The sequence below is a fragment of the Stenotrophomonas sp. YJH_SMC_25 genome (genome assembly GCF_059369595.1).
This window is the reverse complement of sequence record NZ_JCAFSV010000001.1, coordinates 532,016-554,391: the sequence shown is the minus strand read 5'-3', so window position 1 is coordinate 554,391 and position 22,376 is coordinate 532,016. Positions and strand designations below refer to the sequence as shown.

Below are 22,376 nucleotides of genomic sequence, written 5' to 3'. Positions count from 1 at the left end.
CGACCAAGGTCGACGCCTGCCCACGCAATGTCCGTTCGCATTATCGGCCGTTCGGCCGCGCCACATGCTGGTCGATCAGGATCACATTGCCGTCGGGATCGGCCAACTGCAGGTAGCCGGTGCCCCGCCCATGAGGGTCGGTACGCACCGCCAGTTCAATGCCCTTCGCATCCAGTTCCGCCTGCAGTTCACGTACATCCTGGAAGTGGGGCAGTTCCTGCTTGTGCTGGTCCCAGCCCGGGTTGAAGGTGAGCAGGTTGCCCTCGAACATGCCCTGGAACAGGCCGATGATGACGCCGTTGTTGCGCATCACCAGCCAGTTCTGCGCCGGCTCGCCACCGGTCACCGAGAAGCCCAGTGCTTCGTAGAAGCTGCGGGAGGCCGCCAGGTCCCTGACCGAGAGGCTGACGGAGAAGGCGCCGAGCTGCATGGAAGTGGCTCCGGGAAAGGGCAGCCGGCACTGCAGCATGACCCGGCGTGAAGACAATGTTAATCTCGGGGGGCGCCGCTTCATGCGGCGCTTTTTTTTCCCGCTCTTTCGATCGACAGAGGATCCCATGCCGACCGAACCCGCTACTGCCCTGATCAGCAACGACATCGTTGGCCTGGGCCTGATTGCCGCCACCCTGGCCCTGATCTTCTGGGCTGCCAGTGGCCCGACCCCGTTGTTGAAGAAGATCTTCGCCTGGGTGCCGGCGCTGCTGCTGTGCTACTTCGTCCCCGCCATCTACAACACCGCCGGTGTCATCGACGGCCACAACACCTCGCTGTACAACCCGGTCGCGCGTGACGTGCTGCTGCCGGCCGCGCTGGTCCTGCTGACCCTGTCGATCGACCTCAAGGGTATTGCCAAGCTCGGCCCGAAACTGCTGATCGTGTTCTGCGCCGGTACCGCCGGCATCATGCTCGGCGCCATCGTCTCGTTCCAGCTGATGAAGCTGATCCACCCCGAAACCGTGGCCGGTGATACCTGGGCCGGCATGGCGGCGCTGGCCGGCAGCTGGATCGGCGGCGGCGCCAACATGGTGGCCATGCGCGAAGTGTTCGGCACCGATGCCACCACCTTCGGCCAGTTCGCGGTGGTCGACGTGGCCTGCGCCAGCCTGTGGATGGCCATCCTGCTGTTCCTGGCCAACCGCGCGCAGCAGATCGATACCCGCAACGGTGCCGATACCCGTGCCATCGACGAGATGAAGGCGCGCATCAGTGCCTACGAGGCGCAGAACGCGCGCATTCCCAGCATGACCGACCTGATGGTGATCGTCGGCGTGGCACTGGGCGGCGTCGGCCTGGCCCATGCCATCGCCGCGCCGCTGGCGGGCTGGTTCAAGGCCAATGTCAGCTGGGCCAGCCAGTTCAGCCTGGACAGCCAGTTCGTGTGGGTGATCCTGCTGTCCACAGCGATGGGCCTGGGCCTGAGCTTCACCCGTGCGCGCCGGCTGGAAGCTGCGGGCGCTTCGCGGCTGGGCACGGTGTTCCTGTACTTCCTGATCGCCTGCATCGGCATGCAGATGAACCTGCTGTCGCTGCTGGACCGGCCGTGGCTGTTCCTGCTCGGCGCGATCTGGATGGCCACGCATGTGCTGGTGCTGTGGGTGGTGGCCAAGCTGCTGCGCGCGCCGCTGTTCTTCTTCGCGATCGGTTCGCAGGGCAACATCGGCGCAGCCGCTTCGGCCCCCGTGGTGGCTGCGGCGTTCCATCCGACGCTGGCTCCGGTGGGCGTGCTGCTGGGCACGGTGGGCTACGCCACCGGCACCGGGCTGGCGTATGTCACTGGCCTGATCCTGAAGTGGATGGCCAACGGCTGAGTCCGGGCCGCCCCGGCGTCATGCCTGCGTAGATCCACGCCATGCGTGGATGCATTTCATGGGCCTCCATGAACATGGAAGGGGTCAGATCCGTTTCCCGGAGGAAACGGATCTGACCCCTGATGCATCTCGCCGTCACCGGAAATCTGTCGAAGGTGGGGTGGTGTCGGATGGCGGGGTGTCCGCGGCATGGATGCCGCGGCCAAGCCCCCAGGGATGGGTTTACGGCGTCCCCGCCATCCGACACCACCCCGCCAAGCACACAGAAACCCAGAGCCGACGCCTCAGCTGTTGCCGTTGCTCCGGCCTCTGCGGGCGCCGGGCTGCAAGCCCGGCACCCACCCTGGAACCTCAACAGCAGCGACCACCGTTGCGTCCGCCGTAGCGCGCTTCCTGGCGCTCGCGGAAGAACGTCTTGTAATCCATCGGCTCCTGGTCCGGATGTTTTTCCAGCATGTGCCGGACGTAGTTGTCGTAATCAGGAATGCCACAGCACAGTCGGGCGGTCTGCACCAGGCGCCGCCAGATGCGGCGGTGTGCCTGGTACTGGCCGGCGGGAACCAGTTGCGTGCTCATCACAGATCCACCATTTCATGTGGCTTCAGCGCCACGTACGGGGTCTCGCGGTCGCTGCGCTGCGGATTGCGGCGGGCCGCCAGGATGGTCTTGATCGAATACACCAGCACTGCGCCCACCACCAGCAGGAACAGCGCGGTCAGGCCGGTGTTGACGTAGGCGTTGACCACGATCTGCTTCATCTGCGCCACCGATTTGGCCGGTGCCGTGATGGTGTCGCTGGCGAGGGCGGCCTGGAACTTGTGTGCCTGGGCCAGGAAGCCCTGCGCCGGATTGCTGTCGAAGATCTTGATGAAGCCGGCGTAGGTGGTGCAGATCAGCAGCCAGATGGCCGGCACGGCCGTCACCCACGCATAGCGGTCACGCTTCATCTTGAACAGCACCACCGTGCCCAGCATCAGTGCGATACCCGCCAGCATCTGGTTGGAGATGCCGAACAGCGGCCACAGCGTCTGGATGCCACCGAACGGATCGACCACGCCGGTGTAGAGCAGGTAGCCCCACAGCGCCACGCAACCGGCGGTACCGATGATGTTGGCGGTCCACGATTCGGTCTTCTTCAGGGCCGGCACGAAATTGCCCAGCAGGTCCTGCAGCATGAAGCGACCGGCACGGGTGCCAGCGTCGACTGCCGTGAGGATGAACAACGCTTCGAACAGGATCGCGAAGTGGTACCAGAACGCCATCATCGCGTCGCTGCCACTGGGAATCGCTTCGTGCAGGATCTGCGCGATGCCCACCGCCAGTGTCGGTGCGCCACCTGCGCGATGCAGGATGGTCGGTTCACCAATGGCCGCTGCGGTCGCGGTCAGCTGCTCGGGCGTGATGGTGAAGCCCCAGGTGTTGGTGATGTAGTGCGCCGCCGACGCAGCATCGGCGCCGATCACCGCCGCCGGGCTGTTCATCGCGAAGTAGATGCCCGGATCGATGATCGAGGCTGCGACCAGCGCCATCACCGCCACGAACGATTCCATCAGCATGCCGCCGTAGCCGATGTAGCGCATGTGCGCCTCATTGGCCAGCAGCTTCGGCGTGGTGCCGGAGGAAATCAACGCGTGGAAGCCGGAGACCGCACCGCAGGCGATGGTGATGAACAGGAACGGGAACATGCCGCCCTTCCATACCGGGCCATCACCACTGGCAGCGAACTGGGTCAGCGCCGGCATCTTCAGTTCCGGCATCACAATCAGGATGCCGACGGCCAGTGCGATGATGGTGCCGATCTTGAGGAAGGTCGACAGGTAATCGCGGGGGGCCAGCAGCAGCCACACCGGCAGCACCGAGGCGACGAAGCCGTAACCGATCAGCATCCAGGTGATCTGGGTGCCGGTGAAGGTGAAGGCCGGGCCCCAGACCGGATCGGCGGCGACCTTGCCGCCGTACCAGATCGCGGCCAGCAGCAGGATCAGGCCGACCACCGAAATCTCGCCGATCCTGCCGGGGCGGATGTAGCGCATGTACACGCCCATCAGGATCGCGATGGGCATCGTCGCGATCACCGTGAACATGCCCCACGGGCTTTCGGCCAGCGCCTTGACCACCACCATCGCCAGCACCGCCAGGATGATGATCATGATCAGGAACGCACCGAACAGCGCGATGGTGCCGGGCACCTGGCCCATCTCTTCCCGCACAAGATCGCCCAGGGAGCGGCCGTTGCGGCGGCTGGACAGGAACAGGACCATGAAGTCCTGCACCGCGCCGGCCAGCACCACGCCCACCACCAGCCACAGCAGGCCGGGCAGGTAGCCCATCTGTGCGGCCAGCACCGGTCCCACCAGCGGGCCGGCACCGGCAATGGCGGCGAAATGGTGACCGAACAGCACGTGCTTGTTGGTCGGCACGTAGTCCAGGCCATCGTTGTTGATCACCGCCGGGGTGGCCCGGGTCGGATCCAGCTGCATCACCTTGTTGGCGATGAACAGGCTGTAGAAGCGGTAGGCCACCAGGTACAGCGAAACGGCGGCGACGACGATCCACAGGGCATTGATGTGTTCGCCGCGGCGCAAGGCCACGGTGCCCAGACAGAAGGCGCCGAGCAGGGCGAGTACCGCCCAGCCTATTTTGGAAAACCCTTTCATGAGGTGCTCTCTCCCGGAAAGACAGTCAAAGAGTCCCGCGTGCCCTCGGCAGGGTCAATTGGCACAGGACGAATCGGCGGTAGTACTTTGGTCGTACGCTTGTTGTGCTGACATGCAGCGAACATCAGGGATGGAACAATCGGTTGCGGCGCCGTCCATTGGCGTGCGGCCATGTGGCGTCCATCTTCAGTGGCATCCATCCAACAGGAGTCGCCATGAGCTTTCCCGAACCGGTCCGCGTACTGCGGACCATCCGTGGCATGCCCACCTCCGACGGTGCCGGCGTGCGCCTGACCCGCGTCATCGGCGGCCCGACGCTGCCTGACCTGGACCCGTTCCTGCTGCTCGATGAATTCGGCACCGACCGTGCCGAGGACTACATCGCCGGCTTCCCGGAGCATCCGCATCGCGGTTTCGAGACCGTCACCTACATGCTCGACGGGCGCATGCGGCATCGCGACAACCACGGCAACGAGGGCCTGCTTACCCCGGGCAGCGTGCAGTGGATGACCGCAGGCCGTGGCCTGGTGCATTCGGAAATGCCCGAGCAGGAAAGCGGTCAGATGCGCGGCTTCCAGCTGTGGGTGAACCTGCCGGCGAAAGAGAAGATGACCGAGCCGAAGTACCAGGAGTTCGCGCCCGAGCGCATTCCCGTGGTGCAGCCGGACGCCGGCGTGGAAGTGAAGGTGATCGCCGGCAACGTGGATGGCACGCAGGGCCCGATCGTGCAGCCGGCCACCGATCCGCTGTACCTGGACATCACGCTGGCCCCGGATCGCGCCTGGACCTATGCCTTGCCGGAAGGGCACAACGCCTTCGCGTATGTGTTCGAAGGTGCGGTGACGGTGGGTGAGCAGGACGCGGCGCGCGACGTCGCCCGCCAGGAACTGGCGGTGCTGGGCGGTGGCGAGCAGCTGCATCTGTCGGCCGGCAGCGAGGGTGCGCGGCTGATCCTGGTGGCTGGTCGTCCGTTGCGGGAACCGGTGATGCGCCATGGCCCGTTCGTGATGAACACGCGGCAGGAACTGATGCAGGCCTTCGTCGATTTCCAGGAAGGCAAGTTCTGAGGCGGTGCCGGCCGCTGGCTGGCAACTGCCAGCGGTCACGGCGGATCGAGGTGCCGGCCAGCGGCCGGCACTACCGTCAGGTCGGCTCGCATTGCGGGGATGCTGCAAGGCAGTCATCCCCGCCATCGTCAGTTCCCGGCAGCCACGGCCGACGGGGTCAGGCTCATCCCCTGCGCCAGCTGTTGCAGCGAACCCAGTTCCTGCGCGCTGTCCGGATACAGCGAAATCTGCGCGTAACGCCCTTTGTCGAGCTTGACCACGCTGATGCGGCGCTCGGCATAACCGGGCGGCTGCTGGCCTCCCAGATCGGGCTGGTACCAGTACAGTGATTCACCGCCGAAGCTGCCCTTTTCGTGGCGCAGCGAGCGGTTCAATGGAAGGTTGGGATCGCGTGCACTGAGCATCAGGCTCAGTACCTCGCGGCCATCGCTGGTGCTGGCACGGCAGACCAGGAAATCGGCCTGTGCCTGCTGTTGCCACTGCAGGCCGCTGTTGGCCGGCAATGAAGGACATTCGGTGGGAGCCTGCGCGGCGGCCTGGGCCGCAGCGAAAAGCAGGCTCGACAACACTACAGGCGCGAACTTCATGCATCCCCCAAGGTGGTGTGTCGTGGCTCCGTCGGATGGACCGGCGGCCTTGGCATCCCATCCCCGGATGCCCCGCCGGCCGGCATGTGCACGGACGGTCAACTCAACCTTAACGGAACGTGAGCGATCGCACAAATTGCGGTTACAAGCGTAACCATTGCGGCCGAAGGTCGGCCGCAATGGTCCGCACAGGCCTCAGCGGTCGTTGCCGAGCCACTTGTAGATAATGCCGCCGATCGCACCGCCCAGCAGCGGGGCGACCCAGAACAGCCACAGCTGGCTGACCGCCCCGCTGCCGGCGAAGAAGGCCACGGCGGTGGAGCGGGCCGGGTTCACCGAGGTGTTGGTGACCGGGATGCTGATCAGATGGATCAGGGTCAGCGACAGGCCGATCGCCAGCGGCGCGAAGCCAGCCGGTGCCTTGCCGTGGGTGGCGCCCATGATCACGATCAGGAACACGGCGGTCAGCACCACTTCGCACAGGAAGGCCGCCGCCACGCTGTAACCGCCGGGCGACAGCGCACCATAGCCATTGCTGGCGAACGCACCGGCCTGGCTGCCGTCGATGGCGAAGCCGCTGGCCCCCGAGGCGATCTGCAGCAGGATGAAGCCGGCCAACAGGCCACCAGCCACCTGGGCGATGATGTACGGCACCAGGTCCTTGGTCGGGAAGCGGCCACCGGCCCACAGGCCGACGCTGACCGCCGGATTGAAGTGCGCGCCGGAGATATGGCCGAACGCATAGGCGCCGGTCACCACGGTCAGGCCGAAGGCGAGCGCCACGCCGAGGAACCCGATACCCAGCGGATTGCTGTCACCGCCGAACTTGGCGGCCAGCACCGCACTGCCGCAGCCACCCAGAACCAGCCAGAACGTGCCGAGGAATTCGGCGGACAAGCGTTTACCCATGCTCATGTGTTGCACTCCTTTGACGGTCGAAAGTGTGATTTATGTCACATTTCAATGATCAGCGGGTGACTGTAGCGTCAACGCCGGGTGCAGGCATACACCTTCGGATGTGTGCAACACGCGATGTTCAGTACTGCGGCAGCGGGATGAATTCCTTGTCGTCGCCCGGAATGGTGCCGAAGCGGCCGGCCTCCCAATCGTGCTTGGCCTGCTCGATGCGTTCCTTCGAGCTGGACACGAAGTTCCACCACAGGTGACGCGGGCCATCCAGCGGCTCGCCACCGAACAGCATCGCCTTCACCAGCGTCTTCGCGCGCAGGCGGCCACGTGCGCCGGCTTCGGGAATCACCAGATGCTGTGCAGGGATGTCCACGCCATCCAGCTGTGCGTCGCCTTCGAGGATGTACAGCGCGCGCTCGCGGTGGCCGTCGTCGATATCGATTTCCGCATCCGGGTCGAGATCGATTGCCACGTTGAGGGTGTCGGCGAACACCTTCACCGGCGATTCCTCGCCATAGGCGCGGCCGGCGATGACGCGCAGCCAGGCACCGTTGCGGCGCTGCTCGGGCAGGGTGGCCGCGGCGTGGTGGTAGAACGCCGGCTCGATCTCTTCATGTGACTTCGGCAGCGCCACCCAGGTCTGCATGCCGTGGATCGGGTTGTCGTGATCGCGGTCCGGCTGCGGCGTGCGCTCGGAATGGGCGATGCCGCGGCCAGCGGTCATCCAGTTGACGTCTCCGGGTCGGATCACCTGGTCCGAACCGAGTGTGTCGCGATGGCCGATGGCGCCCGACCACAGGTAGGTGACCGTGGCCAGGCCGATATGCGGATGCGGGCGCACGTCGATGGCGGTGCCGGGGTGCATGAGCGCCGGGCCCATCTGGTCGACGAACACGAACGAGCCGATGCTGCGCGCCTGCAGGGTGGGGACGGCGCGACGGACTTCGAGTCCGCCGATGTCGTGCACGCGCGGGGCGATGATGGTGGTCATGCGGGCGTTCTCGCTGGCAGGGATCAGGTGATCAGCATCGCATGCGGCTGTGACGGGCACATGCCCCGTATGGGTAACAGGGTGTTCCAGCCAACGGCGCAGCCCCTCGTGGCTGTGGGGGGGCGCTGAAGGCGGAAGCAAGATCAAAAGCCGCGCTTGGCCGGGCGGGTGGGTTGCGCAGGGGACGCTGCAAGTACGTCCATGTAAGCTCGATCGCCGCATCCATGCGGCTCACGCCCCTGCGCCACCCACCCGCCCGACCTCTGACAGTTTCCGTGTGCTGTCCAGCCACGGAGAAAAAAAAGAAAATCAAAGTCAAAATCAAACGCCGGTCGCTTCGCTCCTGGTGTCGACCAAGGTCGACACCCACCAGTTCGTAATGATCCGCCCCGCCCAACAAACAGAAAAGCCAGAGCCGCTTTGGCTCTGGCTTCTGAGGTTGCCGGCCAGCGGCCGGCACTACCGCGGGTGCCGGGCCGCAGGCCCGGCCGATAAACTCAAACCACTGGTTCGCGCAGGGTGGGGTTGTCCCAGCCCGGGCGCGGGGCGAAACGGTCGCCGTGACGCTGCTGCAGTGCCTTCAGCCGCTCGACGATCGCATCGGCACCGACCGCACGGATGTGCTGGATCGGACCACCGCGGAACGGGGCAAAGCCGGTACCGAAGATCACGCCGGCATCCAGCAGGTCCGCATCGGCCACAACGCCTTCGTGCAGGCACGCCACCGCCTCGTTCAACAGCGGCAGGATCAGGCGGTCCTCAAGATCGGCCGGGGCCTGGTAATCGCTGGCCACGTCCGGCTTCTTCGGCTTGCCGTTTTCCCAGGTGTAGATGCCCTGGCCGTCCTTCTTGCCGCGCTTGTCCGGCTCCACCGTCTGCAAGGCCGCTGGAATCTGCAGGCCCAGGAACGGCGCCAGTTCGCGGCCGACGCCGGCGGCCACGTCCAGGCCGACGGTGTCGATCAGTTCGATCGGGCCCATCGGCATGCCGAACTTCACCGCGGCCCTGTCGATCACCGGGCCCGGAATGCCTTCGGCATACGCGGTGGCGGCTTCCAGCATGTACGGGAACAGCACGCGGTTGACCAGGAAGCCCGGGCTGCCGGCCACCGGTACCGGGAACTTGCCCAGCGCCTTGCAGAACGCGGCCAGGCGGCGCTCGGTCTCCGGCGCCATGCCGTCGTGGTGGATGATCTCCACCAGTGGCATCTGCGCCACCGGGTTGAAGTAGTGCAGGCCAGCGAACTGCGCCGGGCGCTGGATGTGGTCGCGCAGTTCCACCAGCGGAATCGACGAGGTGTTGGTGGTCAGCAGCGCGTCCAGCTTCATCTTCGGTTCCAGCGTCTGGTACAGCGCACGCTTGGCTTCCGGGTTCTCGATGATCGCTTCGATCACCAGGTCGGCCTCGGCCACGCCGTTGCCTTCCAGGTCGGCACGCAGGCGCGCGGCCACGGCGGGGCGCTTGCTCTCGTCGCGCACCTTCTTGGCGAACAGCGCCTGCGCGCGCTCCATGGCGGGGTCGATGAAGCGCTGCTCGCGGTCCTGGAGAGTCACTTCAAAGCCCTTGTAGGCGGCCCAGGCGGCGATGTCACCGCCCATCACGCCGGCGCCGACCACGTGCACGTGGCGGATGCCGGAATCACCACCACCGAGGCCCTTCAGGCGTTCGGTCAGGAAGAAAATGCGGATCAGGTTGCGCGCGGTCGGGGTGCTGGCCAGCTTCACCACCGCGCGGCGCTCGGCGTCCAGACGCGCCTGGATCGGCTTGCCGCCACTGCGCTGCCAGGTGCTGATCAGCGTGTAGGGCGCCGGATACTGGTCCTTCTTGGCCTTGCGTGCGACCTGCTTGACCATCTGCGGTGCCAGCAGCGTGCGTGCCAGCCAGGTGTTGGTGGCCCAGGCCGTTGCGCGCTGCTTGAATGGGCGCGTGGTGCCGGACAGCGCCAGCGCCACGGCGGTGTCGAGCACCACGGCCGGTGCCACCACCTTGTCGACCAGCCCGATGCCACGCGCGGCCGAGGCCGACAGCGTACGGCCGGTCAGCATCATGTCCATTGCCGCGGGTGCGCCGACCAGCTGCGGCAGGCGCGCGCTGCCGCCCCAGCCCGGGAAGATGCCCAGCTGGGTTTCCGGCAGGCCGATGCGGGTGCTGCTGTCATTGGAGGCCACGCGATAGCGGCAGGCCAGCGCCAGCTCGGTGCCGCCGCCCAGGCAATGGCCGTGGATGGCCGCCACGGTGGGGCAGGGCAGCTCGGCCAGCTTCTGGTAGGTAGCCTGGCCGCGGCGGATGGCATCGTTGACGGTGCCGCGACGGTCGAACTCCTGGAACTCCTTCAGGTCCGCCCCGGCAATGAAGCCGGCTTTCTTCAGCGACTGGATCACCACGCCCTTGGGCGGGTCCAATGCAATGCGCTCAAGCAGGTCACCCAGCTCCAGCAGCACATCCTGCGACATGGCATTGACGCTGCTGTCCTGGCGATCCAGGGAGAGGACCACCACGCCGTCGTCGCGGATCTCGGGGTGCCAGTGGCTGAAGCGGAGACCATCGAAGCCTGAGAGCATGGACGTTCCATCCGGTTGTGTATGGAGAAGCGGCTATGATCCAGAGGTTGTTTCCCCCGCGTCAAATCCCAATAGCAGGGGAGTGGCGACCCCGGATCCATGGCCGTGGACCGGAACGCTAACGGAACGGTGGTTAAAAGCTGGTGCGGCGCCGGGTGATCGGCGACTGAACTTTTCCCGGGATTGGCAGTCTCATTGCCCGACGTCGGTTGGGCTGACAGGAGTGCGGCCCCTCATGGCCGAGGTTGATACACCACAGGAGCTGGATCTGGAACTGGTCCGGCGCGTGCAGCACGGCGAGAGCGCCGCGTTCGATGTCCTGGTGCGCAAGTACCAGCATCGCGTGGTGGCCCTTGTCGGCCGCTACATCGCCGACTGGAGCGAATGTCAGGACGTCGCCCAGGACACTTTCATCCGCGCCTATCGCGCGATCGGAAGTTTCCGTGGCGACGCCCAGTTCTCAACCTGGTTGCATCGAATCGCCGTGAATACCGCCAAAAACTACCTGGCTTCACACAATCGACGGCCACCGACCGATGACATCGACATCGGCGATGCCGAACAGTTCGACAGTGGTACGCGCCTGCGCGACACCGACACGCCCGAACGCGAGTTGATGCGCCAGGAGCTGGAACAGACGGTGATGAAGGCCGTCAACGCGCTGCCGGAAGAGCTCCGGTCGGCGATCACCCTGCGCGAGGTGGAAGGCCTGAGCTACGAGGAAATCGCGCAGAAAATGGGGTGCCCGATCGGCACCGTGCGTTCACGGATCTTCCGGGCGCGCGAGGCGATCGACACCGAACTCCGGCCGCTGTTGGACATCGGCAGCGCCACCCGTGAGAAGAGCCGCGTATGACCAGTAACCCGTTCAACGAATCGCAGAACCATCAATCGCCCGCCGGGCAGCGCCTGGACCAGCGCCATCGCGAGCAGCTGTCGGCCCTGGTCGATGGCGAGCTGGGCGCCGATGAAGCGCGCTTCCTGCTGCGGCGGATGGAGCATGACCCCGAACTGGCCGGCTGCCAGGAGCGCTGGCAGCTGCTGGGCGACGTGATGCGTGGGCAGGCGTCGGCACTGGCCCCGGCCGGGTTCAGTTCCGCCGTGGCTGCTGCCATCGCCGCCGAGCCTGCGCCGCAGGCCGAGCCGCGCCGTCAGGTGCGTCGCAGTGGCTGGCGGGCCTGGGGCGGTGGTGCCGCACTGGCCGCTTCAGTGGCAGCGGTGGCGCTGTTCATGGGCGGTGAGAAGCTGAAGGAAGCCACCCCGGGCGAGCCGTTGGCACCTCAGGTGATCGCCAGCCAGGCGGAGCTGCCGACCGTGCCGACCGATCCTGCCCCGGTTACCGAAGCCTCTGCAGACACGGCCGCGATGGCTGTGACGGCGGCTCCCGCCCTGGCGATGGCCACTGCCGGTCGCCGCCAGGACACCCGCCGCGCCAGTGCCACCCGCAGCCAGCAGGCCGCGCGTGCCGCCCAGCGTGAGGACGTGCCGCAACGCGCGGTGGCTGCTGCGCAGGCGCCGCTGACCCCGACCGTACCCGCCAATGGCAGCCGCAACATGCCGTTTGGCGAGGTCGGTGGGCTGCAGGCGCGGCCGTGGCCGCGTTCCAGCCTGGCGCCTGCCGCCGGCGGCGCGCTCAATGCCAGCTTCCCGGCCCATACCGGTGGCGCCGCCTTCTACCCGTTCGAGCCGCGCCTGCAGGACGACCTGCCGGTGCCGCCGCGCCCGCGCGACTGAGCCGGGCGCTTTCACGCCCCGCCGTCAGCGGGGCCCGTATTCCTCTTTCCATCCGATCCGGAGGTTGCCGTCCGATGACTCCCCGACTCCGCACGCAGGCCATGGGCCTGTTGGCCCTGACCCTGCCGCTGGTGGCCTGCGCGCAGGCACCGGCTCCGGCCGCCCCGACCCAGGCTGCTCCAGCCACCGCGCCAAGGGCACCGGCACAGCCGCTGGTTACCGGCCTGCCCGATTTCACCAACCTTGTTGAACAGGTCGGGCCGGGTGTGGTCAACGTCGACACCACCATCGTCCGCACCAACCGCCAGGCTTCGCGGGGCCCGATGGGCGGTGACGACGACATGCCGGAATTCTTCCGTCGCTTCTTCGGCCCGGACTTCCCGATGCCGGGGCAGGGCCCGGGCGGCCCGGACGGTGGCCCCAGCATCAAGGGCCGCGGCATGGGCTCGGGCTTCATCATTTCGCCCGATGGCTATGTGCTGACCAACTACCACGTGGTGGCCGATGCCAGCGACGTGAAGGTCAAGCTGGGCGACAGCCGTGAGTTCAACGCCAAGGTGGTGGGCAGCGACCAGCAGTACGACGTGGCGCTGCTGAAGATCGATGGCAAGAACCTGCCGACCGTGCGCGTGGGTGATTCCAATACGCTGAAGCCCGGCCAGTGGGTTGTCGCGATCGGCTCGCCGTTCGGGCTCGACCATTCGGTCACCGCCGGTATCGTCAGTGCACTGGGGCGTAGCACGGGTGGCGCCGACCAGCGCTACGTGCCGTTCATCCAGACCGACGTGGCGATCAACCAGGGCAACTCCGGCGGTCCGTTGCTGAACACCCGCGGCGAAGTGGTCGGCATCAACTCGCAGATCTTCTCCGCCTCCGGCGGCTACATGGGCATCAGCTTCGCGATCCCGATCGACCTGGCGATGAGCGCGGTCGAGCAGATCAAGAAGAGTGGCAAGGTCACCCGTGGCCAGCTGGGTGCGGTGGTCGAGCCGATCGATGCGCTGAAGGCGCAGGGCCTGGGCCTGCCCGACAGCCGTGGCGCGCTGGTCAACCAGATCGTCGCCGGCAGTGCCGCAGAGAAGGCCGGTGTGCAGATCGGCGATGTGGTGCGTTCGGTCAACGGCAGCCCGGTCAACAGCTGGTCCGACCTGCCGCCGCTGATCGGTGCGATGGCACCGGGCAGCCGGGTCACGCTGGGGGTGATCCGCGACGGCAAGCCGCGCGACCTCAGCGCCACGCTCACGGCGCTGAGCGAAGACGGTCAGGGCAATGCCCGTGCGGCGTCTGCCGCCAGGCCCGATGCGGCACCGCAGGCCGGCGCCAATGCCCTGCTGGGCCTGGACGTGAGCGACCTGACCGCACCGCAGCGCAAGCAGTTCGGCCTGGATGGCAACGAAGGCGTGCGTATCACCGGAGTCAAGGGCCAGGCGGCGCGTGATGCCGGCCTGTCCCCGGGCATGGTGATCCTGCAGGTCGGCCGTACCCCGGTCGGCAGCGTGGAGAGCCTGAACCGGGCGCTGTCCAGCTACAAGAAGGACGACGTGGTGATGCTGCTGGTGCGCACCGGCAACGGCAACAGCGCCTTCGTGGCGGTCAAGGCCGGCCAGTAAGGCCTGCCGGGGCCGCTTCGGCGGCCCCTGTGTCTCCCCTGAAGCCCCGCCCTGGCGGGGCTTCGGCCTTTCCGGGCGGGCCCCGAGCAGTCCGCTTTCGCGGTGGGGCGCCGGGCATGCGATAATCGACCGTTACCCTGACGACGCCGCGCGCCGCCGCCACCTATGTCTTCTGATTCGATGCGGAACATCCGCAACTTCTCCATCATCGCCCATGTCGACCACGGCAAGTCCACGCTGGCCGACCGCATCATCCAGCTCTGTGGTGGCCTGCAGGCCCGCGAGATGGAAGCGCAGGTGCTCGACTCCAACCCGATCGAGCGCGAGCGCGGCATCACGATCAAGGCGCAGTCGGTGTCGTTGCCGTACCTGGCCAAGGACGGGCAGACCTACCATCTGAACTTCATCGACACGCCCGGCCACGTCGACTTCTCCTATGAAGTCAGTCGCTCGCTGGCCGCCTGCGAAGGCGCGCTGCTGGTGGTCGATGCGGCCCAGGGCGTGGAAGCGCAGTCGGTGGCCAACTGCTACACCGCGGTGGAGCAGGGCCTGGAAGTGGTGCCGGTGATCAACAAGATCGACCTGCCGACTGCCGACATCGAGCGCGCCAAGGCCGAGATCGAGGCCGTGATCGGCATCGACGCCTCCGACGCCGTGCCGGTCAGTGCCAAGACCGGCCTGAACGTGCAGGACGTGCTGGAAGCGATCGTGCATCGCATCCCGCCGCCGACACCGCGCGACACCGAGAAGCTGCAGGCGCTGATCATCGACTCCTGGTTCGACAACTACCTGGGCGTGGTCTCGCTGGTACGCGTGATGCAGGGCGAGATCAAGGCCGGTGACAAGCTGCAGGTGATGTCCACCGGCCGCAACCACCAGGTCGACAACGTCGGCGTGTTCACGCCGAAGCGGAAAGTGCTGCCTGCGCTGCGTGCCGGTGAAGTGGGCTGGGTCACCGCCAGCATCAAGGACGTGCACGGTGCGCCGGTCGGCGACACCCTGACCCTGGCCGGCGACCCGGCACCGAAGCCGCTGCCGGGCTTCCAGGAAATGCAGCCGCGCGTGTTCGCCGGTCTGTTCCCGGTCGATGCCGAAGATTACCCGGACCTGCGCGAAGCGCTGGACAAGCTGCGCCTGAACGATGCCGCGCTGCGTTTCGAGCCGGAAAGCTCCGAGGCGATGGGCTTCGGCTTCCGCTGCGGCTTCCTGGGCATGCTGCACATGGAAATCGTGCAGGAACGCCTGGAGCGCGAGTACAACCTGGACCTGATCAGCACCGCGCCGACGGTGGTGTATGAAGTCCTGAAGACCGATGGCTCGATCATCAACATGGACAACCCGGCCAAGCTGCCGCCGGTGAACCAGGTCGAGGAGATCCGCGAGCCGATCATCCGTGCCAACGTGCTCACTCCCGAGGAGTACATCGGCAACATCATCAAGCTGTGCGAAGAAAAGCGCGGCAGCCAGATCGGCATCAACTACCTGGGCAGCCAGGTGCAGATCAGCTATGAGCTGCCGATGGCCGAGGTGGTGCTGGACTTCTTCGACAAGCTGAAGTCGGTCAGCCGTGGCTACGCCTCGCTGGACTACCACTTCGTCCGCTTCGACGCCGGCCCCTTCGTGCGCGTGGACGTGCTGATCAACGGCGACAAGGTCGACGCACTGTCGCTGATCGTGCACCGCAGCCATGCCGACCGTCGTGGCCGTGAGCTGTGCGAGAAGATGAAGGACCTGATTCCGCGCCAGATGTTCGACGTCGCCATCCAGGCTGCGGTCGGCTCGCAGATCATCGCCCGTACCACGGTCAAGGCCATGCGCAAGAACGTGCTGGCCAAGTGCTATGGTGGCGACGTTTCGCGCAAGAAGAAGCTTCTGGAAAAGCAGAAGGAAGGCAAGAAGCGCATGAAGCAGGTCGGCCGCGTGGAGATCCCGCAGGAAGCGTTCCTGGCCGTGCTGCAGATGGACAACAAGTAATCCCGCACCGGCCCTGCGGGGCCGGTCGTCCGGTGACGTTGCAAAGGACCCTGAATGAAACTGTTTGAGATCCTCCTGGTCGTGCTGACCCTGGCCTCGGGCCTGATCCTGCTTGCGGACAAGCTGTACCTCGCCAAGCGTCGCGCCCAGCGCGCCGGCCTGCTCGATTCCGAGCCGGTGCTGGTGGATTACTCGCGTGCGTTCTTCCCGGTGCTGGCGATCGTGCTGATCGTGCGCAGCTTCATTGCCGAACCGTACAAGATCCCGTCCAGCTCGATGATGCCGAACCTGCTGATCGGCGATTTCATCCTGGTCAACAAGTTCTCCTACGGCCTGCGCCTGCCGATCAGCAACACCAGGATCGTGCCGTTCGGCGAGCCCTCGCGTGGCGACGTGGTGGTATTCCACTTCCCCGGCCACAGCGACAACGACCCGGCCAAGGGCGAGAACTTCATCAAGCGCGTGATCGGCGTGCCGGGTGACACCGTGGTCTTCGAAGGCGACGGCGTGATCCTCAATGGCGAGCCGCTGAAGTACGACAACAAGGGCATCTACGCCGGCCACAAGGGTCAGGGCGAAGGCGCCAACCTGCTGGTCGAGCACCTGCCGGGCCGCACCCACACCGTGCTGGAGACCGACTACCCGCGCGGCCAGGGCCAGTGGACGGTGCCGGCCGGCAAGTACCTGGTGATGGGCGACAACCGCGACAACAGCGACGACGGCCGTTTCTGGGGCCTGCTGCCGGAGGAGAACCTGCGCGGCAAGGCCTTCCTGATCTGGCTGAACTGCCAGGGCTGGTTCTGCAAGGATGGCTTCGAGCCGTCGCGGATCGGCTCGAGCATCAACTGATCGGGCATCAACTGAGTACCTTCACATCCAACGCGTATCTGGGGAGAACGCAATGAAGACGATGAACACGCAGCGCGGCATGACCCTGACCTCGTTCCTGACGGTCCTGATCGTGGTCGGTTTCTTCCTCTACATCGGCATGAAGCTGTTCCCGATGTACCAGGAGTACTACGCCGTGCGCTCGGCGATGAAGAGCCTGGCCAACGAGCCGGGCGTGGGCAGCATGGAGCCGTCGCGGATCCAGGACCTGTTCTTCAAGCGCCTGTACATCAACTACTCGGACAATGTGAAGCCGGCCAACGTGAAGTTCGACCGTCGCGACAATGGCTGGACCCTCAAGGTCAACTACGAAGTGCGTCGCCAGCTGATCGGCAACCTCGATGTGGTTGGCAAATTCGATTCTTCCCAGGACCTGACACGAAGCGGTGCCCAGTAAATTCATCCAACGTGGCGACCTGATCGGTCATGCCTTCAGCGACCCGGCCCTGCTCAAGCAGGCGCTGACACATCGCAGTGCCGGTGCGCCGCACAACGAGCGCCTGGAGTTCCTCGGCGACAGCATCGTCAACATGATGGCGGCCGAGGCGTTGTACCGACGCTGGCCCAAGGCTGACGAAGGGGCGATGACCCGTGCCCGTGCCGAGCTGGTGCGCGAAGGTGCGTTGGCGGTGATCGCGCGCACCCTGCAGTTGGGCGAGCGGCTGACCCTGGGCCCGGGCGAAATGAAGTCCGGCGGTCATCGCCGCGACTCGATCCTGGCCGACGCAGTGGAAGCCGTGGTGGCTGCGATCTACCTGGATGCCGGCTTCGAGGCCTGCCGGGCGGTGGTACTGCCCTGGTTCAGCGCTTCGATCGAGGCGCTGCCGGCCTCCGGCCGTCCCGAGAAGGACCCCAAGACCCGCCTGCAGGAATGGCTGCAGGCCCGACAGAAGGCGTTGCCGCAGTATGAACTGGTGTCAGAATCCGGTGACGACCATGCCAAGCACTTCCGGGTACGCTGCAATGTAGCCGACCCGGCCGCCAGCACCGAGGGCGAAGGCGCCTCGCGGCGGCTTGCCGAACAACAGGCGGCTGCGGCCGTCCTAGAACAACTGGATTCCAAGTGAGCGAACAAACTCCTCATCATTGCGGCAGCGTGGCCGTCATCGGCCGCCCGAACGTGGGCAAGTCGACCCTGACCAATGCCCTGGTCGGTGCGAAGGTCAGCATCGTTTCCAACCGTCCGCAGACCACGCGCCATCGCCTGCTGGGCATCGCCACCTACCCGGAAGGCCAGCTGGTGCTGGTTGATACCCCCGGCCTGCACAAGGTGCAGAAGCGGGCGATGAACCGGGTGATGAACCGTGCCGCGCGCGGCTCGCTGGAGGGCGTCGATGCCGGCCTGCTGGTGATCGAGGCCGGTCGCTGGGATGAAGAAGACAGCCTGGCCTTCAATGTGCTGCGCGATGCCGGCATTCCGGTGGTGCTGGTGGTCAACAAGATCGATCGCCTGAAGGAAAAGGGCGCGCTGCTGCCGTTCCTGCAGCAGGTGACCGAAGGCCGTGATTTCGCTGCCGTGCATCCGATCTCGGCGCAGAAGCGCAATGGCCTGGAAGCGTTGGTGCGCGACGTGCTGAAGCTGCTTCCGGAAGCGCCGCCGATGTTCGGCGAGGACGAGATCACCGACCGCAGCCAGCGTTTCCTGGCCGGCGAGCTGGTACGCGAGCAGCTGATGCGCCAGCTCGGCGAAGAGCTGCCGTACGCCACCACCGTTGAGATCGAGCGCTTCACCGAGGACGGCAACCTGCTGCGCATCGGCGCGGTGATCTGGGTCGAGCGCGAAGGCCAGAAGGCCATCGTGATCGGCAAGGGCGGCGCCCGCCTCAAGGAGATCGGCGCCAAGTCCCGCCTGCAGATGGAGCGTCTGTTCGGGGCCAAGGTGTTCCTTGAGACTTGGGTGCGCGTGCGTGAAGGCTGGTCCGATGACGAGGCCGCGCTGAAGGCCTTCGGTTACGAGTAAGCCGTTGCGGTCGCTTCGATGATGATCGAGGACGACACCGGCTTCGTGCTGCATGCGCGGGCCTACCGCGAGACCAGCCTGCTGGTCGAGGTGTTGAGCGCGCAGCATGGCCGCGTTGGCCTGCTCGCGCGTGGTGTGTCAACCGCGAAGGGCCAGGTGCTGCGCGCTGCCCTGCAGCCATTGCAGTGGATCCGCTTCAGCGCCCAGCAGCGCGGTGAACTGGCCCAGTTGCGCGGCGCTGAAGCGCTGGATGCGGCCCCGCGCCTGGTCGGCCAGGCGATGCTGGCCGGCTTCTATCTGAGTGAACTGACCCTGCGCCTGGCACCTCGCCAGGATCCGTTGCCTGAGTTGTATCTGGCCTATGGCGAAGCGCGCGCACGGCTGGCGGTCGGTGCCGGCCTGGCCTGGACGCTGCGTCGTTTCGAGCGCGAGCTGCTGACCGCGCTGGGCCTGGGTTTCGAACTGGACAGTGCCAGCGACGGCCAGCCGATCGACCCGGCCGCGCGCTACGAGCTGGACCCACAGGAAGGCGCGCAGCGCCTGCTCAGTGAGCGCGGTGGGGAACGCCGGGCGGCGGCCACTGGCTCGGCGCTGCTGGCGTTGGCGGCCGACGAAGAGCCCGCTGCCGCCGACCTGGCCAGCCTGCGCCTGCCGATGCGGCGGGTGCTGGCCCATCACCTCGGGCCACGCGGCCTGAAGTCCTGGGAAATGCTCGAGCAGCTCGCGCCCCGCAGGTAGGGGGTGTTCGGCAGGGCTTGCAGCCCTGCACCTGCCGAGGCCAAAGCGACAGCAACAGCAACAGCATGCATTCCGTGGGATGGCGGGATGGGTCCGGTTGAGGGGGGCGCTGCAAGTCCCCCTCCGGGGTCCGGCCCAGCCGCTGGCGGCTGTGCGTTCGGGCGCTTGCGAAGCAGTGCTTCGCAAGCAAAGCGCCCTCACCCATGTAAGCTCAGTCGCCGCTTGCTCGTGTGCGCTGTCCTGCGCACACGGCAAGACCGGGGTTGGGCGTCCTGCCCAACCCGCCCGAGGCATGCCTCGGGCCCATGCGGCTCACGCCTCCGCAACCGGACTCACCCCGCCTTCGACAGATTCTTGCGAGCTGTCGGAATGGCATGGGGTCGGATCCGTTTTCCACAGGAAAACGGATCCGACCCCAGATTGATTTGGATATCTGACAGAAATTCATCCACGCATGGCGTGGATCTACCCGATCGCGGAAAACTGTCAGAGGTGGGGCGGAGTCGGAGGGCGGGGTGTCAGCCGCATGGATGCGGCTGCCAAGCCCCCATGGACGGGTTTACGGCGTCCCCGCACTCCGATACCGCCCCGCCAACCTACGGAATGCCAGCTTTTGCTTTTGCTGTTGCCTTGGCCTGAAGCCTCTGCGGGTGCAGGGCGCAGCCCTGCCGACCAACCCTCAATGCAGCAGGGCCGCTACCGCGTCGCGGAACCCCGCCTGGGCCTGCCCGGACTCGGGCGCATGATGCAGCTGCCGCACCGCCCGTCCCAGCCGTGCCGCGCCGACAAACCCACAGCTCGCCTGCAACCGGTGCAGCTGGCTGCGCAGCTGGCGCTCGTCGTGCTGGTCCACCGCCTGCTCGACCGCGTCGCGTACGCCCGGCAACTCGGCCAGGAACAGCTCGCGCAGCGCGATCAAGTGGTTGCGCTGGCCATTGAGCGCGGCCAGTGCCGCGGTCTCGTCCCAGTCCTGCACCTGCAGCTCGACCGCTGCCGGAGCCGGGGCAACGGAGATCCCCGCCGGGCTGTTCACCAGTGCCCGGCGCACGGCCTTCAGCAACTGGTCGCGGCCCAGCGGCTTGACCAGCGTGTCGCTGAAGCCAGCTTCGCGCAGGCGGGCATGGATGGAGGTGTCGCCATCGGCGGTATGCGCCAACGCCGGGGTATCGGGGTGCGAACGGCGCAGTTCACGCAGCAGCTGCGCGCCGTTGCCGTCCGGCAGGTTGACGTCGATCAGCCACAGGTCATGCGCGCCGGGCTCGGCGCTGGCCAGCGCACTGGCCAATGAATCTGCGGTGTCCACGTCCGCCGGTAACGTTTCCAACGCCGCTTTGAAAAAACCGCGGCTGATGATGTCGTCCTCGACAAGCAGGAAGCGGGGCCGGCTGGCCCGCGGGGTCATCTGCATCAGGGCTGCCTCCATGTCAGCTGCTGCAATCATCAAGCACGGCGGCGGCGGGCGCAAGCGGGTCCGGACCCTGCCAGTCAGGATCTGCGACAATGTGCCCCCATTTTTGCCCGCAGCCTGTTGCCACGTGGCCCGATCCCGCTCCCGCATCGACCGTACCCCGTTCCAGACCGAGATCCTCGACCTCAGCCATGATGGTCGCGGCGTCGCCCGCCGTGAAGGCGAGGGCGGCAAGGTCACCTTCGTCAGCGGCGCCCTGCCGGGCGAGGTGGTCATGGCCGAACAGACCGCCCGCAGCCGCCATTTCGACGAGGCACGCACGGTGGAAGTGCTGCAGGCCTCGCCCCAGCGCGTGACCCCGAAGTGCCCGCATTTCGGTACCTGCGCCGGATGCGTGCTGCAGCACCTGGGCGAAGACCAGCAGATCGTCGCCAAGCAGCGCGTGCTGATGGACAACCTGGAGCGGATCGGCCATGTGAAGCCGGGCAAGGTGCTGGCGCCGCTGGTCGGCGAGAGCTGGGGTTATCGCCGCAAGGGCCGCTTCTCGGTGCGCCGGGTCGAGAAGAAGGACAAGACCCTGGTCGGTTTCCGTGAACAGGACCCGCGTTTCGTCGCCGACCTCAGCCAGTGCCTGACCGTGATCCCCGAGATCGGTACCAAGGTCGAGGCGCTGTCGACCTTCATCGAATCGCTCGATGGCAAGCGCGACATCCCGCAGATCGAGTTCATCGCCGGCGATCAGGCGGTGGTGCTGACCGTACGTCACCTGCAGCCGCTCAGCGATGCCGACCGCGCCGCCTGGGCCGCCTTTGGCCAGCAGCATGGTTTCGTGATCTACCTGCAGTCCGGCGGCGTGGACACCGTGCAGCCGCTGGACGGGCAGGGCGTGCCGCTGTCGTTCCGGTTGGCGCCTTGGGACGTGGAACTGGCGTTCCGCCCGCTGGACTTCATCCAGGTCAACGCCAAGCTCAACGAAAAGATGATCGCCCACGCCCTGGACCTGCTTGAGCCGGGCGAGGACGAACGCGTGCTTGACCTGTTCTGCGGCCTGGGCAACTTCACCCTGCCGCTGGCCCGCCGCGTGCGCGAAGTGGTGGGTGTGGAAGGCGATGCCGGCCTGGTCGCGCGTGCCCGTGAGAATGCCGTGCGCAACGGGCTGGCCAACGCCCAGTTCTTCAGCGCCGACCTGACCCAGGACCAGCGCAGCACGCCGTGGATGCGCCAGGGCTTCGACAAGCTGCTGCTGGACCCGCCGCGTTCGGGCGCCATCGAAGTGCTGCAGCAGCTGCCGCTGAAGCAGTTCAAGCGCATCGTCTACGTCAGCTGCCACCCGGGCTCGCTGGCGCGCGATGCCGGCTATCTGGTCAACGAACAGGGCTTCACCCTGGTCAGCGCCGGTGCCATGGACATGTTCCCGCACACCGCGCACGTGGAGAGCATCGCGGTGTTCGAGAAGCGCTGAGCGGCTGTCATCACCCATGGCG

20 protein-coding genes are annotated in these 22,376 nt (G+C 66.4%); 12 read left to right on the top strand and 8 right to left on the bottom strand.

The window, feature by feature from the left end; genetic code table 11:
* Positions 1-40 precede the first annotated feature (40 nt).
* Positions 41-430 carry a VOC family protein gene (locus AC5P7E_RS02635; RefSeq protein WP_114619102.1) on the bottom strand — a complete coding sequence of 130 codons (390 nt, stop codon included), beginning with the start codon at positions 428-430 and terminating at the stop codon, positions 41-43.
* Between the two features lie 127 nt (positions 431-557).
* On the opposite strand from AC5P7E_RS02635, the gene AC5P7E_RS02630 reads away from it, so the two are divergent.
* Entirely contained in the window at positions 558-1,808 is a 1,251-nt protein-coding gene (locus AC5P7E_RS02630) for a DUF819 family protein (RefSeq protein ID WP_005410614.1), read from the top strand.
* Between the two features lie 351 nt (positions 1,809-2,159).
* Here the strand turns inward: AC5P7E_RS02630 and AC5P7E_RS02625 are convergent, their stop codons facing one another.
* Both AC5P7E_RS02625 and AC5P7E_RS02620 read right to left on the bottom strand, forming a co-directional pair.
* Positions 2,160-2,384: a YbdD/YjiX family protein gene (locus AC5P7E_RS02625; RefSeq protein WP_005410613.1), complete on the bottom strand. Its 225-nt coding sequence runs from the start codon at positions 2,382-2,384 to the stop codon at positions 2,160-2,162.
* Complete coding sequence (locus AC5P7E_RS02620) at positions 2,384-4,465, bottom strand: carbon starvation CstA family protein (RefSeq protein WP_005410612.1); 2,082 nt, start codon at positions 4,463-4,465, stop codon at positions 2,384-2,386. The genes AC5P7E_RS02625 and AC5P7E_RS02620 overlap by 1 nt, the downstream gene beginning before the upstream one ends.
* 215 nt (positions 4,466-4,680) lie before the next feature.
* Here AC5P7E_RS02620 and AC5P7E_RS02615 point away from each other — a divergent pair, with 215 nt between their 5' ends.
* Positions 4,681-5,532: a pirin family protein gene (locus AC5P7E_RS02615; RefSeq protein ID WP_005410611.1), complete on the top strand. Its 852-nt coding sequence runs from the start codon at positions 4,681-4,683 to the stop codon at positions 5,530-5,532.
* Between the two features lie 128 nt (positions 5,533-5,660).
* On the opposite strand, the gene AC5P7E_RS02610 is transcribed toward AC5P7E_RS02615, so the two are convergent.
* The 4 genes from AC5P7E_RS02610 to AC5P7E_RS02595 form a co-directional block, all read right to left on the bottom strand.
* Positions 5,661-6,119 carry a hypothetical protein gene (locus AC5P7E_RS02610; RefSeq protein ID WP_005410610.1) on the bottom strand — a complete coding sequence of 153 codons (459 nt, stop codon included), beginning with the start codon at positions 6,117-6,119 and terminating at the stop codon, positions 5,661-5,663.
* Positions 6,120-6,314: 195 nt separating this feature from the next.
* The gene (gene aqpZ / locus AC5P7E_RS02605; protein WP_005414195.1) at positions 6,315-7,034 is read right to left on the bottom strand and encodes an aquaporin Z; all 720 of its coding nucleotides are present in this window, start codon (positions 7,032-7,034) and stop codon (positions 6,315-6,317) included.
* Positions 7,035-7,155: 121 nt separating this feature from the next.
* On the bottom strand, positions 7,156-8,019 hold the full coding sequence (locus AC5P7E_RS02600) for a pirin family protein (protein WP_114618708.1): 864 nt from the start codon (positions 8,017-8,019) through the stop codon (positions 7,156-7,158).
* Positions 8,020-8,516: 497 nt separating this feature from the next.
* A complete protein-coding gene (locus tag AC5P7E_RS02595; RefSeq protein WP_012480976.1) occupies positions 8,517-10,580 on the bottom strand; it encodes a 3-hydroxyacyl-CoA dehydrogenase NAD-binding domain-containing protein in 2,064 nt (687 codons plus the stop codon).
* Positions 10,581-10,815: 235 nt separating this feature from the next.
* Between AC5P7E_RS02595 and rpoE the strand changes: the two genes are divergently transcribed.
* The 9 genes from rpoE to recO all read left to right on the top strand — a co-directional run bounded on the left by rpoE (position 10,816) and on the right by recO (position 19,484).
* Positions 10,816-11,436, top strand: a complete 621-nt coding sequence (gene rpoE / locus AC5P7E_RS02590) for an RNA polymerase sigma factor RpoE (protein WP_005414197.1) — start codon at positions 10,816-10,818, stop codon at positions 11,434-11,436.
* Entirely contained in the window at positions 11,433-12,314 is an 882-nt protein-coding gene (locus AC5P7E_RS02585) for a sigma-E factor negative regulatory protein (protein WP_065183431.1), read from the top strand. Before rpoE ends, AC5P7E_RS02585 begins: the two co-directional genes overlap by 4 nt.
* Before the next feature lie 74 nt (positions 12,315-12,388).
* Positions 12,389-13,924, top strand: coding sequence for a DegQ family serine endoprotease (locus AC5P7E_RS02580; protein WP_005410604.1), 1,536 nt, complete (start codon positions 12,389-12,391; stop codon positions 13,922-13,924).
* Positions 13,925-14,104: 180 nt separating this feature from the next.
* On the top strand, positions 14,105-15,898 hold the full coding sequence (gene lepA, locus AC5P7E_RS02575; protein ID WP_005410603.1) for a translation elongation factor 4: 1,794 nt from the start codon (positions 14,105-14,107) through the stop codon (positions 15,896-15,898).
* 54 nt (positions 15,899-15,952) lie between these two features.
* Positions 15,953-16,747 carry a signal peptidase I gene (gene lepB / locus AC5P7E_RS02570; protein ID WP_005410602.1) on the top strand — a complete coding sequence of 265 codons (795 nt, stop codon included), beginning with the start codon at positions 15,953-15,955 and terminating at the stop codon, positions 16,745-16,747.
* A 52-nt stretch (positions 16,748-16,799) separates the two neighbouring features.
* Positions 16,800-17,183: a DUF4845 domain-containing protein gene (locus AC5P7E_RS02565; RefSeq protein ID WP_005410601.1), complete on the top strand. Its 384-nt coding sequence runs from the start codon at positions 16,800-16,802 to the stop codon at positions 17,181-17,183.
* Positions 17,173-17,853, top strand: a complete 681-nt coding sequence (gene rnc, locus AC5P7E_RS02560; RefSeq protein WP_005410600.1) for a ribonuclease III — start codon at positions 17,173-17,175, stop codon at positions 17,851-17,853. The genes AC5P7E_RS02565 and rnc overlap by 11 nt, the downstream gene beginning before the upstream one ends.
* Positions 17,850-18,746 carry a GTPase Era gene (gene era, locus AC5P7E_RS02555; protein ID WP_005410599.1) on the top strand — a complete coding sequence of 299 codons (897 nt, stop codon included), beginning with the start codon at positions 17,850-17,852 and terminating at the stop codon, positions 18,744-18,746. The genes rnc and era overlap by 4 nt, the downstream gene beginning before the upstream one ends.
* 18 nt (positions 18,747-18,764) lie before the next feature.
* On the top strand, positions 18,765-19,484 hold the full coding sequence (gene recO / locus AC5P7E_RS02550; protein WP_005410598.1) for a DNA repair protein RecO: 720 nt from the start codon (positions 18,765-18,767) through the stop codon (positions 19,482-19,484).
* Positions 19,485-20,163: 679 nt separating this feature from the next.
* On the opposite strand, the gene AC5P7E_RS02545 is transcribed toward recO, so the two are convergent.
* The gene (locus AC5P7E_RS02545; protein WP_005410597.1) at positions 20,164-20,892 is read right to left on the bottom strand and encodes a response regulator; all 729 of its coding nucleotides are present in this window, start codon (positions 20,890-20,892) and stop codon (positions 20,164-20,166) included.
* Positions 20,893-21,019: 127 nt separating this feature from the next.
* Between AC5P7E_RS02545 and rlmD the strand changes: the two genes are divergently transcribed.
* Entirely contained in the window at positions 21,020-22,354 is a 1,335-nt protein-coding gene (gene rlmD / locus AC5P7E_RS02540; RefSeq protein ID WP_111198234.1) for a 23S rRNA (uracil(1939)-C(5))-methyltransferase RlmD, read from the top strand.
* The last annotated feature ends 22 nt before the right edge of the window (positions 22,355-22,376 follow it).